A 15,974-nucleotide genomic window follows, 5' to 3' on the forward strand; every position below is an offset into this window, starting at 1 on the left:
GCGGGCGCTCTATTCGACGAAGTGGAATTATTCCCTTTGGGCTCGTTCGCACAGCCGGATGCACGCCGCCATGCGTCCGGTCTCGCGCGCTCGCCGGTAAGAGAAAAACAGGTCGGGCTCACAGCGCGTGCAGCCGGGCGTCATCTCGATGTGGTCCGGCCGCACCCCCGCGGCGGTGAGCTGCGCGCGAACGGCCGCCCTCAGATCAAGATACCATTTCCCGGGCGACGCCGGCCGCGCGGCCGGCGGCCACCACGGCGCCCCCCGCATCGCCTCGGCGACCGGACGGTCGACCTCGTAGCAGCAGCCGCCGATCGCCGGCCCCACCGCCGCGAGACATCGGGCGGGATCAGACCCGAAGGCCGCTTGGAGACGCGCCACCGCCGCCGGAACCGCCCCGGCGGCGACTCCGCGCCAGCCCGCATGCACGACCGCGGCCGCCGGACGGCCGGGATCCAGCATCAAGACCGGGACGCAGTCCGCGGTGTGGACCGCGAGCCAGACCTCTGGGGACGCCGTCAGGAGCGTATCCACGGCCGGGATGGTCCGGCCGGCGTCGCCGCGGCCGACCACCGCGGCCGCCGCCCCGTGGACCTGCTGCGCCTCCACCAGGCGCCGCGGCTCGGCCCCGAGCGCCGCCGCGACGAGCCGCCGGTTCCGGTCGACCGCCGTGCGCGCGTCGCCCACGGCATAGGAGAGGTTGAGGCTCCGGTAGGGCCCGCCGCTGGTGCCGCCCTGCCGCGTCGTGAACACGGCCCGCACGATGCCCGTCGCTTCGAGCGCATCGGCCCGCAGCACGCCCGCCTGTTTGCTCACACGAGACGTTCGCGGACCACGGCGCTCGCATAGTCCAGCACGGCGACGACCACCGCGATCATCCACAGCGCCGTCGCGGCCTGCGGCCACTGCAGCAGGTTGATGTACTGTTGGAGGACGAACCCGATGCCGCCGCCGCCGACGAAGCCGATCACCGTGCTGAACCGGACGTTGATGTCCCACCGGTAGATCGTAAACGCGATGAACTGCGGCACGATCTGCGGCACCACGGCGTACCGGATGACCTGCAGCGTGCTCGCCCCGGTCGCCATGATCGCCTCGATCGGACCCGTGTCGATGCTTTCGATCGCTTCCGAGTACAACTTGCCGAGCGACGCGATGCTGTGCACCCCGAGCGCCAGCACGCCGGCGAACGGGCCCAGCCCGACCCAGACGGTGAAGATGATCGCGAGCACGAGCGCCTCGATCGAGCGGGTGAGATTGAACACCGTCCGGGTCAGCGCGTAGACCGCGCCGCCGGCCGGCAGATGCCCGGTGAGGTTGCGCGCGCCGAGAAACGACAGCGGCACCGCGAAGATCACGCCCATCGTCGTCCCCATCAGCGCGAGGAACACGGTCTCGACCATCCGGTCGAGCACGATGAGGAGCGTCCGGCTCGGCCGCCACGGACCGTACCCGGTCGTCACCTCGGCGATGATCTGATTGTGGGTGCCTTGGACGTCGGGCGCCGTCACCGCCGCATCGAAGCGGCCCTGCGCATCGGTTCGGAACGAGGCCAGCGGCTGCCGCTGGCCGATCTGATTCTCCCACCACAGCGTCCCGCCGCGGCCGGGGCCGAAACCGTCGCCGTGCACGGTGATGCGCGTGCCGGCCGCGCCGGTAGCGCGCGAGAGGCGAAGCGACGGTCCCGGTCCCGACACGGCCGGGGGCGGCTGTTCGCCTCCATAGTAAAAGGCCTCCGACGCCCGCTGTAAGGTGGGTTCGCGCGAGGCCACGTCCGGATGGGCGAGGGCCGAGACGAACGGACGGATGAGCGGGGCACCGCGCCACAATTCGCCGAGGCGAATCTGGGTGACGTGCCAGCCGTAGGCGTACACCGCGACCGCGAGCGCGAAGCCGGCGTACGCGCGCCACGAGCGGTACCAGGGCGCCGGCCGCTCCGCGCGGCGCCGGACTGCCCCGGGCAGGGACGCGTCGTGCGCCGGGGCGCGGCCGTCGGGCGCGAGCGGTGCCGCCGGAATCAGGTGATCTCGACCTCCTCGGCCTGCTCGCCGTAGATCGCGCGGAACCGCGCCTCGTCGATGTCCCCCGGGCGGCCGTCGAAGACGATGGCGCCGTCTTTGAGGGCGAGGATTCTCGTGCCGTAGCGCCGCGCGAGGCTGAGAAAGTGCAGGCTGCAGAGGATGGTGATGCCGTCCTTGCGGTTGAGGTCTTCGAGGTATTTCAGGATCGAATGCGACAAGGCCGGATCGAGGCTGGCCACCGGCTCGTCCGCGAGAATGATGCGGGGCTCCTGCATCAGGGCGCGCGCGATCCCGACGCGCTGCTGCTGGCCGCCGGACAGCGCCGACGCCCGGCCGAACGCCTTGTCGGCGATGCCGACGCGCTCGAGGCTCTGCATCGCCCGGTCGACCACCGGGCCCGGAAAGTAGTTTCCGAGCGACCACGCCGGCGGCACGTACCCCAGCCGTCCCGCGAGCACGTTGGTCAGGACCGACGCCCGCCGCACCAGGTTGAACTGCTGGAACACCATGCCGATGCCGCGGCGGATTTCGCGCAGCCCGTCGCGCGACGCGGCCGTCACGTCACGGCCGTCCACCCACACGCGGCCGGAGGTCGGTGTGACGAGACGGTTGATGCACCGCAGCAGCGTGGACTTGCCCGACCCCGAGAGCCCGATGATGACCAGAAACTCGCCGCGGGCGACCTCGAAGGAAACGTCCGAGAGCGCCCGCGTCCCGTCCTCGTAGACCTTGCTGAGGTGCTCGATCCGAAGAATCGGGTCGCTCACGGGAGGCCCCCGTGAATGCCGGCCGACTCGCGGTCGGCCACCATGAAATTAAAGCTGATCGCTATGGGTTCAGCCCCACGAACCGCTGGACGTCGCGCACCGGATCGAAAAACGCGTCGAGCGTCGGGGTCTTGACCTTGTACTTCGTCACCAGCAGGTTGTAGTCGGCGAGGGCCTCGATCTCGTACAGCGACTTCAACGCGTCGAGACCGGCGGGAGTCTGCGAGAAGCGCAGCAGCGCGTTCGTGACCTTCGCTTTGACGTCCTCGGGCAGCCCCTTCCGGACACTGACGGTGTCGTTCGGAATCGGGTCGGACTTCCAGACCACCTTGACCTTCTGCATCACGTCCGGCAGGGTCTTCTGCACGCTGCCGCGGGCGTCTTCGAAGACGGACCCCGCGTCGACACGGCCCTGGTACACCGCGAGGACGACGTTATTGTGTGAGCCGGCGAAGATCGTCTGACCGAAGAACTTCTGCGGATCATACCCGGCCTTCTTGAGGCCCGCGACGGGGAACAGATAGCCCGACGTGCTGGCGGGATCGACAAACGCGAACCGCTTGCCCCGCAGATCGGCCAGCCCGTTGATGCCGGACGTGGCCTGCGTGATGATCTCCGCGCGGTAGTATGGGAGTCCGAACCGCACCGTGACGAGGCGGACTTCCACGCCGTACTTCTGGTGGGCGATCACGTACGAGAACGTGTTCAACCATCCGATGTCGGCGCGATTCGCCCCCATCGCCTCGATGACGCCCGCGTAGCTCGTCGCGACGACGGACTGAAATTGATATCCCGTCGCCATCTCGAGCAGGTGCGAGATGCGGTTGCCCGATTCGAGGATCGTGCTCGCCTCGCCCGACGGGACGAACGCCATCACCAGTCGGGTCTGCGCGGGCACCGGAGACGGACCGGCCGCGGCGATACCGAGCACGAGGACGGCGGCGAGCGCAAGGGCGGCAACGCGAAGTCGCATGGTGTTCCTCCCCCGAGGCGGTGGCAGTTCGCGCACAGGTTCTTTCGGCGGAGAAACTTCTCCTCCAGGACTCTTCCAGGACTCGCCGGAGCGGCGTGCGAAATACGTGCCGGGATGGCGACGACGCACGGCGCGCCCGCGGCACCCCGCAAGCGTCTCGTGCTGCTGCTTGCGGGCGCGGCCGGGTGCCTCGACGCGGTCGGCTACCTCATGCTCGGCCTCTTTACGGCGAACATGACGGGGAATACGATTCTTCTCGGACTCTCCGTCGGGCGGGAAGCCTGGGCGGACGCGGTGCACAATATCGTGGCGCTGGCGGCCTTTGTCTGCGGCGCCGGCGCCGGTACCGTCGCGACGCGGGGCGTCGGCCGGATCGCCCGCGGCCTCGGGTTCGAGGCCGCGGTGCTGGCGGCCGGCATCGGGGTGTGGGTGATTCTTGGTGCCCCGCGTGGACGCATCCCCGAACCGGCGGCCTACTGGATGATCGCCCTGCTCTCCGCCGCGATGGGGATGCAGAGCGCGACGGTCCGGCGGGTCGGTGAGCACCGCGTGGCGACGACGTACGTCACGGGAACGCTCACGACGCTCGCGACGGATACCGCGAGCGACCTGTTGGACCGGTGGGTGGCGCGCGGCCGGCAGGCAGGTGGCGCGGCCGGGACTCAAGACACCGCGCCGCCGCGGGCGGAGCGTGGAACCGCGCTCATGTTGGGGCTGTGGGCCGTGTACCTGCTCGGCGCGCTGGTCGGCGGCTTCGCCGAGCATCGGTGGTCGATGTGGGCGGTCGCGGCGCCGTTGGTAGTGCTGGTCGCCGTCATGGGGTCGGATCTCGCCCATCGACCGAGAGAGGGGTTGGCACGATGAGTGGGAGCTCGGCACGCGGAACAGGCACGGCGACCGGACCCGCCGCGACACCGGCGAAGGGGGCCGGCACGGACGTCCGGATCGAGACCGACTCGCTCGGCGAGGTGCGCGTCCCGGCCTCGCGCCTGTGGGGCGCGCAGACCCAGCGCTCGATCGAGAACTTCCCGATCGGCGTCGACCGCTTCCGCATGGGCCGGCCGGTCATTCGCGCGTTCGGGATTCTGAAGAAGGCCTGCGCCCTCGCCAACCTGGAGCTCGGGCAGCTGCCGGCCGACAAGGTCGAGTTGATCGCCCGCGCGGCGGACGACGTCATCGCCGGTGCGCTCGACGACGAATTCCCGCTGGTGGTCTTCCAGACGGGCTCCGGCACGCAGTCGAACATGAACGCCAATGAGGTCATCGCGAACCACGCGATCCAGCTGGCCGGCGGCGCGATCGGGTCGAAGAAACCGATCCACCCGAACGACGACGTCAACCGCAGCCAGTCGTCCAACGACACGTTCCCGACCGCGATGCACATCGCGACGGCCGAACAGGTCGAGGACGTGCTGCTTCCCGCGGTCACCGGCCTGCGGGACGTGCTGGACGAGAAGGCCCGCGCCTACGCCTCCGTGGTCATGATCGGCCGCACCCATCTCCAGGACGCGACGCCGGTGACGCTCGGCCAGGTGATCTCGGGATGGGTCGCGCAGCTCGACGACGCGATCGCGACGATCCGCCGGGCGCTGCCCGGCGTCTACGAACTCGCCATCGGCGGCACCGCGGTCGGCACCGGCATCAACGCGCCCGCCCGCTTCGGCGAGGTCGCGGCGCGGAAGATCGCCGAACTGACCGGCCGCCCGTTCGTCTCGGCCCCGAACAAGTTCGCCGCGCTCTCCTCACACGAGGCGATGCTCAACGTGAGCGCCGCGCTCCGGACGCTGGCCGCGGCGCTGATGAAGATCGCCAACGACGTCCGCTGGCACGCCTCCGGGCCGCGCGCGGGCCTCGGCGAGCTGCTGATCCCCGAGAACGAGCCGGGGTCGTCGATCATGCCGGGCAAGATCAACCCGACGCAGAGCGAGGCGCTGACGATGGTGTGCGTGCAGGTGTACGGCAACGACCATGCCGTCGCGTTCGGCGACTCGCAGGGCAACTTCCAGCTGAACGTCTACAAGCCCGTGATCTTACACAACGTGCTCGAGTCAGCCGCGCTGCTCGCCGACGGCTGCCGGTCGTTCACGATCCACTGCGCGGTCGGGATCGCCCCGAACGAGGCGGTGATCCGCGAGCACGTGGAGCACTCCCTGATGCTGGTCACGGCGCTGAGCCCCCACATCGGCTACGAGAAGGCCGCGAAGATCGCGCTCAAGGCGCACCACGAGAACACGAGCCTGCGCGAGGCCGCGCTGGCGCTCGGGTATGTGACGGCGGAGGAGTTCGATCGGTGGGTGCGGGCGGAAGATATGACGCATCCCATGAAGGAGTGAGGGCGGCCACCTCAGGCCGCCTCAGGACTCCTGAAGGGCCTTCGGCGGACGCCCTCACTCCACCACCGCACGCGCGCTCCCCTCTCCAGCTTCAACGATCCGGCTAACGAACCCGAGACAAGGAGGCCAATATGGAAGTGTTCGAAGCGGTTCGCACGATTCTCGCCGTCCGCAGCTACAAAGACACGGCGGTGCCGGCGGACCTCGTGAAGCGGATCGTGGAGGCGGGGCGGCTGACGGGGAGCAGCCAGAACGGGCAGCCGTGGCACTTCATCGCGGTGCAGGACCGCGAGATGTTGGTCAAGCTCGCGGCGGCTTCTCCCTACGGCCGGTACATCTCGCAGGCGCCGCTGGCGATCGCGGTCGCCATCGAGAAGGCGTCCCGTTTCGGCGTCTCAGATGGCAGCCGGGCGATTCAGTCGATGGTGCTGACGGCGTGGTCCGAGGGCATCGGGTCGAATTGGGTCGGGTTCGTCGGCATGAGCGAGCAGAAGAAGTTGCTCGGCGTGCCGGACGAGTACGACCTCCTGGCGATCGTGCCGTTCGGCTATCCTGTGAATCCCGCCGGGCGCGGCAAGAAGAAGCGCAAGCCGCTCAGCCAGGTTGCCTCGCGCGAGCGCTTTGGAAAATCGTTTTCGTAGGGGCCGGCCGATCGGCCGAATGGACGTACGCCGATGCAACCGCCGCGTGACAACGTTGGAGGCCCGCCGCACGGCGGGCCTCCGGAAGGGTCAGAAAACTAGCACTTCGAGTATCCGCAGCTCCGGCAGTGGCTGCAGCCGTTTTCGAAGGCCAGCGACCCGCCGCAGTCCGGGCAGACGCCGGCGAAGGTCAGCAGCGGCTCCTGAATCTCGCGCACCTCGGCCGCGGCCGGCGCGGGTGCCGCGACGGCCGTCGCCGCTTGGTCGTGTCCGTTGGTGCCGTTGGTGCCGTGGCCGTTCCCGTTGCCGTTTTTCGGCGCCGGCGCGGGCAGCCGGTCCGCCATCGGGAACACCTGGTCCGGCCGGAAGCTGGGCCCGTAGAGCGTCCGCCCGAGTGCCAGCGCCACGCCCTGCGCGATCGTGGTGATGCGCACCACGGTGCCGTCGCTCGACCGGTCGATCGCGACCTCGCGGGACTGGACGCGCCACAGCTGCTCGATCACGTGGCGCGGATCCGCGCCCGTCCGGAGCGCGAGCGAGGCAAGCCGGCCGACCGCGTCCGCCTCGACGTCGAGCGACTGCACGAACACTTCGCAGATCCCTTTGGCGTCCTCGTTGATCGTCACGTAGATCCGGCCTCGCGGCGTCTCGATCCGTTCGGTCCGTCCCATCGTGACCTTGGGCCGCCCGCGCGTCTGTGGCCGGGACTCGTCCGCGCCGTGCGGCGCGCCAAGCACCGCCGACGCCGGGGACGGCACGGCCACCGCCGCCGTTGGGGCCGAAGCGGCCTGAGCCGGCTTGTCCTTCTTGGTGCCCGCGCCCGCCGTCAGGATGTTGTCGCGCGAGTTCTCGCGGTACACCGTGATGCCTTTGCACCCCATCTTCCAGGCGAGGAAGTAGATCCTGGCGACGCCTTCCTCGGTCGTGTCGGCCGCGCAGTTGACCGTCGAGGAGATCGAGTGGTCGATGTGCTTTTGGATCGCCGCCTGCATGTGCACCCGCATGTCGGGCTCGATCTCGTGGGCCGTGACGAAGAACTCAGGCAGCGCCTCCTCGTTCTCGACCCCGAACCGCTGCATGTACGACCGGACGAGCGGGTGATAGACCGTGAACTTCTGCTGCGAGAGCGACTCGCTCCGCCGGGTGTAGCCGAGGTCGAAGATCGGCTCGATGCCGCTCGTGGTGCCGGCGAGCGCCGCGCCGCTGCCGACCGGCGGCACCGTGAGCAGCGCGACGTTGCGCAGGCCGTGCTCCCGGATCCGCTCGAGGACCTCCGGCGCGAGCGTGTGCAAGAACGCGCCCTTGAGATGCTGCTCCCGATCGTACCCGGGGAACGCCCCCTTCTCGATCGCGAGGTTGACGCTCTCGTCGTAGACGATGTTCTTAATCCGCTCGAACGTCCGGTCGACGAACTCCACCGCCTCCTTCGTGTCGTACTTGAGGCGCAGCTTGCACAGCATATCCCCCAGGCCGGTGAAACCGACCCCGATGCGCCGCGAGTAGAGGCTGGCTTCCCGTTGAGCGGGGAGGGGATGTTTGTCGGCGTTGTAGTCGAGGACGTCGTCTAGGAACCGGGTTGCCAGCCGCAATGCATGCTCCAGATGGGGCCAGTCCACCTGCGCCTGGGGGCTAAACTCATCCAGCACAAACTCTTGGAGGCCAAGGTTACCAAGACAGCAGCAGCCATACGGTTCGAGCGGGATCTCGCTATTGCTCACCACGAGTCCGTTGGCGATGAACGACTTGGTGTCGAGGACCGTCAGATCGTATACCGGTTCCTCGATGCCCTCATCGACGACTGCGGCGACTCGTGTGTCGTCGGTAACGTCACGCAGTTCTCGCACACGATGCGCCAGCAAAGCCTCGAGCGCGTCGCGGCGCCTGGGAAGCGCCGACCCAATGAAACGGGCAAATCGCGCGATCGAGGGATAGCCGCTTATGCTCACCTTGTAGATGTCACGAACGCTGCGATACTCGCGGCTCTCGCCGTTCTTTGCGATATAGGTCAGACCGCTCGATGAGCGACTCTTCGCCTCAGCCCGAGATGTCGTCACAGACGAGAAGATGCCGAACTGCAAGAAGAGCAATTGGGTCTGCTCGATTAGTCTGCGCGACGTGGATGAGAGCGACACCATCGGTCGCTCGCCTGGACGCGAAACGGTCCCATCCGCATCGATGAGCCCCCTGAGGAAGGCAGCCGTTGCCTCTTTGGTCGCGGTTAGAATAGATTCGGGCACCACCTTTTCGTGGCCCACCGCCGGCCGCAGACCAAGTGAAGCCAGCACCCGGAGAAACGCCGCGGCATGAATCGAAACCCAGGCCCGCTTCGTGCCTTCTACGTGCTGAAGAGGATACGCAACGGACGCCGATTCAGCGAACCCCGCGACGGCGCCAGCCGGGACCGCTACTCTCCTTCGCTGTACGCATCGTCCCGTTACCCGGTCGACAATCGGCTTCACGTACGGCGCGTCGTCAATATTCATGTGGAGATCGAGCCGGTTTGCCAGCGCTGCTCGACGATTGTGCCGCGTGTAGCAGCCGTCTCCGACCGCGTAACCGACGAGATAGGCCAGATCGTCGTCCCACGTCTCTGGGATGTTGATCAGGCCAAAGTGCGCGTCGCGCCGCCGGGGTTGCACCCAATCGCGATCGATATGCAAATGCGCCGAGCGGTCGCGGAAAACAGTCTCGATAAGCCGCTCGTCATTGGGATCCATAACCGCGAGCGCATCACCTGGCTGGAGCTCGTCGATCCGCTTCCATCCCTTGGATTCGTGCAGCGGATCCAACGTGTCGTCGTTCAACACTTTAACTTTGTGATCACCAGTGCCGCGGATCGCCATGCCGTTCGTCGTCTCGACGCGGTAAATTCGCTTCACGCCGGTAAACGCTAGGGCATCCGCGCGCACCGGTGCGACGCCCGTCGCGTCGCCGGCCCGGCGGTCAATCAGCACGGTTGGGTTCACGCGGTCCGCCACAGCGTTCTGAACCAACTGATCGAGTCTGTGGATCCCGCTCGGCGTCATGACGTAAGTGGATCCGACGAGCGAGCAAGGATTGGTCGTGATCACGTTCATGTTGTTGTACTCTGACGTGCTCCACCGCTTGATCGAATCCCAGAAGATGACACCGGGTTCGGCATGGTTTGTAGCACCGTAAATTAACTCGCGCCAGATCTCGCGGGCCGGCAAACTGCGTTCTACGTTTACCCGGTCGTTCTTGAACTTGAGCGTCCACGGCTGGTCCGCCTCGACCGCACGCATGAACGCATCGCTGATGCGAACGCTGATGTTGGCAAATCGTACCCGATCCATGTTGCGTTTGATCTTGGTGAAGGCCAGCACGTCAGGATGATCATCGGCGATCGTGATCATCAGGGCGCCGCGGCGACCGCTCTGGCCGATCGTCCCGGTTGTGAGCGACATCAGTTCCATGAAGGAGATCGACCCGGTGCTTGTGCGCGCAGCATTGTTGACCGGCGCGCCGGCCGGACGCAGCACGCTGATATCCGTACCGACGCCTCCGCCGAGAGAGTACGTGCGCGCGGATTCCTTCATCCAGTCAAAAATCGCCTCGATCGAATCCTCTTTGATTTTATTTACGTAGCAGTTCAAAGCAGTCACGCGCTTGTTGTTGCCGATCGCGTGCATGATGCGGCCGCCGGGGATGAAGCGGAAGTTCTCCATCAGCCAGTAAAACTCGCCGGCGTAGCGCTCGCGGGCCTGTGTGGTCGGCTCGACCGAGGCGAGACCGTTGGCGATCCGCCGCCACATCTCCACCGGCGTGGGCTCGAGGACGCGGCCGTCGGGGTCGCGCAGCGCATACTTGTCGTAGAAGACACGGGCACGGAGCTCATCCCCGTGGAAGAAGTCGAGCGTTTCCGAGGGCAGCGCGTTCGGCTCCGGACGGGGCGCTTCCGCGGGCGTGGCAATCAGGGCGCTGCCTTCTACGATCATGGACGGCTGCGATGTCTGGTCGTCGGAAGTGGTCGCCATCGACGTCTCCCCCTGCATAGAATTAGGCCCGATCGAATCGGCGGCGGACATAGGATTAGTTGCGCTCCGGACGCTGCGGGGTGAGTGGTAGCAGCAGAACCTGCGAGGCGAGCTCGGCCTCCATTTGTTTGCGCGCCTTCAGTGCCTGGATCTCCTCGACGAGGCGGTCGACATCTCCCAGCCGCCGGTACACCGAGGCGAACCGGACGTAGGCGACGTCGTCGAGCCGGCGCAGTCCCTCGATCACGGCATCCCCGATCTCCCGGCTCTTGACCTCGCCGGTCCCCTGCTCAAGCGCCGCGCGCTCGATCTCATCGGCGATCTGCTGGAGCGCCGAATCCTCGACCGGTCTGCCTTCGCACGCCAGCCGGAGGCCTCTCAAGATCTTGGCGCGCTCGAACCGCTCCCGCCGCCCGTTCCGCTTGACGACGTGAAGGGCGAGCCGCTCGACGCGCTCGAAGGTGGTAAACCGCCGATGACAGGATTCGCACTCCCTCCGCCGCCTGATCCCCTCACCCTCGTCGGCCGGCCGGGAGTCGAACACCCTGGTTTCCTTGGCTCCGCAGTATGGACAACGCACAGATGTTCGGCCTTTTCCCTAGATTTAGCGCGAAAGGAATCGTAGCATACTAGATATTGTATCTCAAGGACGAAGGGTACCAAAATATGCTCTTATTCGTCCGATTTTTGAGGCGACCCGTGTCGATGCGTGGGATTCCCTGTGAAACCTGTGGCCGCGGGTCAGGTACGCAGTCGGGTCCGGTGAACGCCTCAGCGCGCCGTTTTTCTCGTCCGCACACGCAGAAGCTAAGTTCGGAAGATCACGGACTCCCGGCTCATCAAGATGATGGCCAATTCGACGGCGAGCGCGGCGTAGAAGGCCGAGGACACCGAGGCGAGCAGCAGGTGGCCCCAGTTCGTGGTGCCGAGCAGCAGCTCCCGAAAGCCGAAGAACGTGTTCAGGACGGGCAGCACGTAGGCCCACGTGGCGCCCTGCCACTCCGTGATGTACTGTACGGCGAGAGCCGGCAGGACCGTGATGAAGTAGAGCGGTGTGATGAACTGCTGCGCCTCCCGGGGGGATTTGGAATAGATGCTCATGGCCAGCTGCACGGCGCTCATCAACGCGGCGAAGAGCACGGCGACTCCCAGCATGACGATCGCGGTCCCGATCGGCAGGCTGACGTCGAGCTTTTCCGACGTGTGGAGGACGTACGGGTATCCCCAGCGGAGGCTGACCATCATCGCGATCACGACCACGACCACCGCACCTACCGAGGCCGTCAGCACGGACAAGAACTTGCCGACGACGATCCCCTCGCGCGACGGAGGAGTGACCAGCAGGGACTCGAGGGTCCCCCGCTCCTTCTCGCCGGCCGCCTCGTCCACGGCCAGGGACATGCCGCCCACGACCGCCCACATCGCGATGAAGAAGGGCAGCAGGCTCGCCAGCAGCAGGCCGGAGAGCTGCCGCTGCGTGGCGACGTTGCGCTCGTCGAGCACGACCGGCAGGAGATCCTTCGGGTTGATGTGGCGGGCGATGAGCCGACGGGCCACGACCACCTGACTGTACCGTGAAATCAGGTCGACAACCCGCGCGCGGGCGGCGACGCTCTCCGGGTTGCTGGCGTCGTAGAGCACTCCGACGTGCGGCTGCACGTCACGCGCGATGAGGGCCTCGAAGTTGGGCGGGAGCTCGAGCACCGCCAGCACCCGCCGCTCCTTCAAGGCCTTGTTCACGTCGCCGGTATGCACCGGCGTGATGAGCTTGCTCGTGTACGCAAGGTGGATGAGGTTCGGCGCGCTGCCCTGAACGGCAACCTCCGGCGTTGTCGTCCGGATCATGTGCGCCTGACGCTGCTCGAGATACGGGATGCCGAGCGTTACGACCGGCATGATCAAGGCGGGCAGGACGACCAGGACGAGCAGACTGCGCTTGTCGCGGAATGCCTCGAGCGTCTCCTTCCAATACACGGCCCGGATCCAGCTGCCGGTCTCGTGCGACCGCGACTGCGCGGCGCGGTCTCCGCCGGCGCCCCGCATCCAGGCCCACGCCACGCGCATCATGTGACGATGCTCTGCCCGACCATCGTCATGAAGATCTCTTCGAGGTCTTGCCCGGTCTCCGCCTTCAGCGCGGCAAGATCGCCCTCCGCCCGAATGCGGCCGCCGGCAATGATCGCGACCCGGTCGCACAGGCGCTCGGCCTCTTCCATCATGTGGGTCGAGAGGATCACGCACCGCCCCTCGGTCTTGAACCGCAGGACGAAGTCGCGCACGGAGCGCGCGGAGAAGACGTCGAGCCCGGAGGTTGGCTCGTCGAGGAACACGACCGGCGGGTTGTGGATCAGGGCCCTGGCCACGTTCACTTTCTGCTTCATGCCCTTGCTGTAGGTATCGGTCAGCCGGTCCAGGTGCGTGGTCAACTCCAGCGCGTCGGCGATCTCGACGATCCGCTGCTCGAGCTCCGGACCTCCGTGGCCGTACAACCGGCCGGCGTAGCGGATCGCCTCGCGCCCGCTGAGCCGGCCGTACACGCCGGCGTTCTCCGGCAGCACCCCGATGGACCGCCGCACCGCCTCGGGATCGCGAACGACGTCATGGCCGGCGATGCGGGCCGTGCCCGACGTGGGCTTCAAGATGGTCGTCAGCATGCGGATCGTCGTGGTCTTGCCCGCCCCGTTCGGACCGAGCAGGCCGAAGACTTCCCCGGCGTAGCACTGGAACGACACGCCCCGCACGGCGTGGTAGCTTTTGAACTTCTTTTGGAGGTCGCGCGCCTCGACGAGCAGCCGTCCCCCCTCGTCGGCCTCGGTCCGGCCGGACGGCCTCGCCTGCGAGGTGACGCTCATCTCAGAACAGCCCCAACCGCACGGCGCTCAGCACGAATACGGGAATCAAGGAGACCGCCACCGCGATATGGGCCGGGCTCACGGCAGAACAGTCGTCGAGCGGCCCGGGGTGTCCGCGCCGGATCATAAAGAGCACCAGCACGCTCATCAGCCAGTAGCCGAAGACGATGCCCACGGCGACGGCGATGTAGGAGAGGATCAGGTGCCAGCGCGGCCCGAGCGCGGCCCGGGTCACGTGGCCGCCGTCGAGCATGCTCGCCGGCAGCAGGTTGAGCGCGGTGACGAGGAGTCCCACCCATCCCGCGAACGCCATCGGATGAATGATCACGTCCGCGTTCGCCGCCGGGTGCAGGAGCCGTCCGATCAGCAGATCCACGAGCAGCGGCGTCGGCACAGCGACCAGTGCGCAACCCCGCGCGACGATCGCCGCGTGCGGGATCACGAGGGAGTGCAGGACGCCGTAAAACAAAATCGGAATCGCCACGACGAAGCCGGCCAGCGGCCCGCTCGCCCCCAGCTCGATCAGCGCGTCGCGGTTCGGCGCCGGCGTGCGCGTAAAGATCACCGCGCCGAGCGTCCCGATCGCGAGCCCCGGGAGCGGCGGCATCGGGATGAAATACGGCAGACTCGCGTCGATGCCTCGCCAGATCGACACCACCTTGTGCCCCATCTCGTGACAGAACAGAATCGCCATCAGCGAGAGCGCAAACGCGATCCCGCCCGGCACCGGCGCGAGCAGGCCCGGCACGCAGGCGCCGCGCGCGTCGAGGTACCCGGCCACGAACGTCGTGGCCAGCGTTGCGATAAACAGCAACACGGGCCAGCGCCAGGCGGTCGGCGCCGCGGGCGGACTCGAGGCGAGCAGAATCACCGTCTCGCCCTGGTGCCGCCGCATCATCGGCAGCACGCCGAGGCCGCGCAGGCGCTCGCGGAGCTCCAAAAACCGGGCCTTGTCGTCCGGGCCCGGAACGATCGTAAACGCCGGCCGGCCGTTCTGGAACCATACTTCCTGCACCGGGAAAGACGCTTCGACGGCCGCGCGGGCGGCGGCGAAGTGTTCGGGACTCACCACCATAGAACTAAGCCTACCACCGCGCCGCCGCGGGCGAAAGAACACCCCGCTCCCCGCGAGTTATACCCTACTGTCCCCCGCGCATCGCGGCGCCGACAGCGCGGGGCGGCCCTCGCGGACCGCCCCGTTTTGCCGTCGATGCTCAGACGCCGCGGAAAGCGGCCGTCACCACGTCCGGATCGTCACCGCTTCCGGAGAAACGCCGGAATGTCGAGATCGTCGAGGCCGAGCCGCGCGTGGTCCCTCACCATTCCACCGTTCGGCGCCACGCCCACCGCGGCCGCCGCCGGCTCGATCGCCTCATCGCTCTCGTGCCGCTTCGCCTCGAACCCGGTGGCGATGACCGTGATTCGCACCTCGCCGTCCAGCCGCTCGTCGATCACGGCGCCGAAGATGATGTTGGCCTCCGGGTCGGCCGCCTTCTGCACAACCGCCGCCGCCTCGTTGACCTCGTGAATGCCGAGGTCGAGCCCGCCGGTGATGTTCAGCAGCAGGCCTCTCGCGCCGTCCATCGACGTCTCGAGCAGCGGGCTCGAGATCGCGGCCTGCGCGGCCGTCGTCGCGCGCCCCTCGCCGCTGCCGATCCCGATGCCGATGAGCGCAGAGCCGGCCTCCGCCATGATGGTGCGGACGTCGGCGAAGTCGAGGTTGATGAGGCCCGGCACCGTGATCAGGTCCGCGATGCCCTGGACGCCCTGCCGCAGCACGTCGTCGGCGACCCGAAAGGCCTCGACCATCGTGGCGGTCTTCTCGACAACTTGAAGCAGCCGGTCGTTCGGGATCGTGATAACGGTGTTGACGCGCTGGCGGAGGTTGCGGACGCCCTCGTCCGCCGCCGCGGCGCGGCGCCGGCCTTCGAACCCGAACGGCCGCGTCACCACGCCGATGGTCAAGGCGCCCAGTTCCCGGCCGATCTGCGCGACGATCGGCGCGCCGCCGGTTCCTGTTCCGCCGCCCATGCCCGCAGTGACGAACACCATGTCCGCCCCTTCGAGCGCCTCGACAAGGTCCTCGCGGCTCTCTTCCGCCGCCTGACGGCCGATCTCCGGGTCGCCGCCGGCCCCGAGGCCGCGCGTGACCTTGCCGCCGACGTGGATCTTGCGGTCGGCATTGCTGAGCGCGAGGGCCTGCGCGTCGGTGTTGATGGCGATGAACTCCACGCCGCGAAGTCCCGCGGTGATCATGCGGTTCACCGCGTTGCTGCCGCCGCCGCCGACACCCACGACTTTGATCGCCGCGTAGCGCCGGAGATCCCGATCGAGATTCGCCATCCTCACCCCTCCCGCTGGTTCGGGGACACCGTCCCCGGCACGTGCCGTC

13 protein-coding genes are annotated in these 15,974 nt (G+C 67.5%); 3 read left to right on the plus strand and 10 right to left on the minus strand.

The window, feature by feature from the left end; all coding sequences use genetic code 11:
• Nucleotides 1–27 precede the first annotated feature (27 nt).
• The 4 genes from pgeF to VKT83_15765 form a co-directional block, all read right to left on the minus strand.
• Nucleotides 28–816, minus strand: coding sequence for a peptidoglycan editing factor PgeF (pgeF, locus tag VKT83_15750; protein HLY23920.1), 789 nt, complete (start codon nucleotides 814–816; stop codon nucleotides 28–30).
• The gene (gene phnE, locus VKT83_15755) at nucleotides 813–1,874 is read right to left on the minus strand and encodes a phosphonate ABC transporter, permease protein PhnE (protein ID HLY23921.1); all 1,062 of its coding nucleotides are present in this window, start codon (nucleotides 1,872–1,874) and stop codon (nucleotides 813–815) included. The genes pgeF and phnE overlap by 4 nt, the downstream gene beginning before the upstream one ends.
• Nucleotides 1,875–2,017: 143 nt before the next feature.
• Nucleotides 2,018–2,788, minus strand: a complete 771-nt coding sequence (gene phnC / locus VKT83_15760) for a phosphonate ABC transporter ATP-binding protein (protein HLY23922.1) — start codon at nucleotides 2,786–2,788, stop codon at nucleotides 2,018–2,020.
• Nucleotides 2,789–2,849: 61 nt separating this feature from the next.
• A complete protein-coding gene (locus tag VKT83_15765; GenBank protein ID HLY23923.1) occupies nucleotides 2,850–3,761 on the minus strand; it encodes a phosphate/phosphite/phosphonate ABC transporter substrate-binding protein in 912 nt (303 codons plus the stop codon).
• Between the two features lie 114 nt (nucleotides 3,762–3,875).
• Between VKT83_15765 and VKT83_15770 the strand changes: the two genes are divergently transcribed.
• The 3 genes from VKT83_15770 to VKT83_15780 all read left to right on the plus strand — a co-directional run bounded on the left by VKT83_15770 (nucleotide 3,876) and on the right by VKT83_15780 (nucleotide 6,735).
• The gene (locus VKT83_15770) at nucleotides 3,876–4,625 is read left to right on the plus strand and encodes a YoaK family protein (GenBank protein ID HLY23924.1); all 750 of its coding nucleotides are present in this window, start codon (nucleotides 3,876–3,878) and stop codon (nucleotides 4,623–4,625) included.
• Nucleotides 4,622–6,094, plus strand: a complete 1,473-nt coding sequence (fumC, locus tag VKT83_15775) for a class II fumarate hydratase (GenBank protein HLY23925.1) — start codon at nucleotides 4,622–4,624, stop codon at nucleotides 6,092–6,094. Before VKT83_15770 ends, fumC begins: the two co-directional genes overlap by 4 nt.
• Before the next feature lie 131 nt (nucleotides 6,095–6,225).
• Nucleotides 6,226–6,735, plus strand: coding sequence for a nitroreductase family protein (locus VKT83_15780; GenBank protein ID HLY23926.1), 510 nt, complete (start codon nucleotides 6,226–6,228; stop codon nucleotides 6,733–6,735).
• 98 nt (nucleotides 6,736–6,833) lie between these two features.
• Here VKT83_15780 and VKT83_15785 read toward each other — a convergent pair whose 3' ends face one another.
• From VKT83_15785 to ftsZ, 6 genes are all read right to left on the minus strand, one after another.
• On the minus strand, nucleotides 6,834–10,730 hold the full coding sequence (locus VKT83_15785) for an LAGLIDADG family homing endonuclease (GenBank protein ID HLY23927.1): 3,897 nt from the start codon (nucleotides 10,728–10,730) through the stop codon (nucleotides 6,834–6,836).
• Nucleotides 10,731–10,785: 55 nt separating this feature from the next.
• Nucleotides 10,786–11,310, minus strand: a complete 525-nt coding sequence (nrdR, locus tag VKT83_15790; GenBank protein ID HLY23928.1) for a transcriptional regulator NrdR — start codon at nucleotides 11,308–11,310, stop codon at nucleotides 10,786–10,788.
• A 227-nt stretch (nucleotides 11,311–11,537) separates the two neighbouring features.
• A complete protein-coding gene (locus tag VKT83_15795) occupies nucleotides 11,538–12,797 on the minus strand; it encodes an ABC transporter permease subunit (protein HLY23929.1) in 1,260 nt (419 codons plus the stop codon).
• The gene (locus tag VKT83_15800) at nucleotides 12,794–13,582 is read right to left on the minus strand and encodes an ABC transporter ATP-binding protein (protein HLY23930.1); all 789 of its coding nucleotides are present in this window, start codon (nucleotides 13,580–13,582) and stop codon (nucleotides 12,794–12,796) included. The genes VKT83_15795 and VKT83_15800 overlap by 4 nt, the downstream gene beginning before the upstream one ends.
• 1 nt (nucleotide 13,583) lies before the next feature.
• Nucleotides 13,584–14,657, minus strand: coding sequence for a site-2 protease family protein (locus VKT83_15805; protein HLY23931.1), 1,074 nt, complete (start codon nucleotides 14,655–14,657; stop codon nucleotides 13,584–13,586).
• A gap of 179 nt (nucleotides 14,658–14,836) precedes the next feature.
• Nucleotides 14,837–15,925, minus strand: a complete 1,089-nt coding sequence (ftsZ, locus tag VKT83_15810) for a cell division protein FtsZ (GenBank protein ID HLY23932.1) — start codon at nucleotides 15,923–15,925, stop codon at nucleotides 14,837–14,839.
• Nucleotides 15,926–15,974 lie beyond the last annotated feature (49 nt).

The organism is bacterium, from assembly GCA_035308905.1.
Lineage (GTDB): Bacteria > Sysuimicrobiota > Sysuimicrobiia > Sysuimicrobiales > Segetimicrobiaceae > DASSJF01.

What these genes read in the sequence shown, in the direction of transcription:
- ftsZ (HLY23932.1), bottom strand. Translation starts at nt 15,925, where the DNA reads ATGGCGAATCTCGATCGGGATCTCCGGCGCTACGCGGCGATCAAAGTC.
- VKT83_15795 (HLY23929.1), bottom strand. Translation starts at nt 12,797, where the DNA reads ATGATGCGCGTGGCGTGGGCCTGGATGCGGGGCGCCGGCGGAGACCGC.
- VKT83_15800 (HLY23930.1), bottom strand. Translation starts at nt 13,582, where the DNA reads ATGAGCGTCACCTCGCAGGCGAGGCCGTCCGGCCGGACCGAGGCCGAC.
- VKT83_15805 (HLY23931.1), bottom strand. Translation starts at nt 14,657, where the DNA reads ATGGTGGTGAGTCCCGAACACTTCGCCGCCGCCCGCGCGGCCGTCGAA.
- VKT83_15780 (HLY23926.1), top strand. Translation starts at nt 6,226, where the DNA reads ATGGAAGTGTTCGAAGCGGTTCGCACGATTCTCGCCGTCCGCAGCTAC.
- VKT83_15770 (HLY23924.1), top strand. Translation starts at nt 3,876, where the DNA reads ATGGCGACGACGCACGGCGCGCCCGCGGCACCCCGCAAGCGTCTCGTG.
- VKT83_15765 (HLY23923.1), bottom strand. Translation starts at nt 3,761, where the DNA reads ATGCGACTTCGCGTTGCCGCCCTTGCGCTCGCCGCCGTCCTCGTGCTC.
- VKT83_15785 (HLY23927.1), bottom strand. Translation starts at nt 10,730, where the DNA reads ATGGCGACCACTTCCGACGACCAGACATCGCAGCCGTCCATGATCGTA.
- fumC (HLY23925.1), top strand. Translation starts at nt 4,622, where the DNA reads ATGAGTGGGAGCTCGGCACGCGGAACAGGCACGGCGACCGGACCCGCC.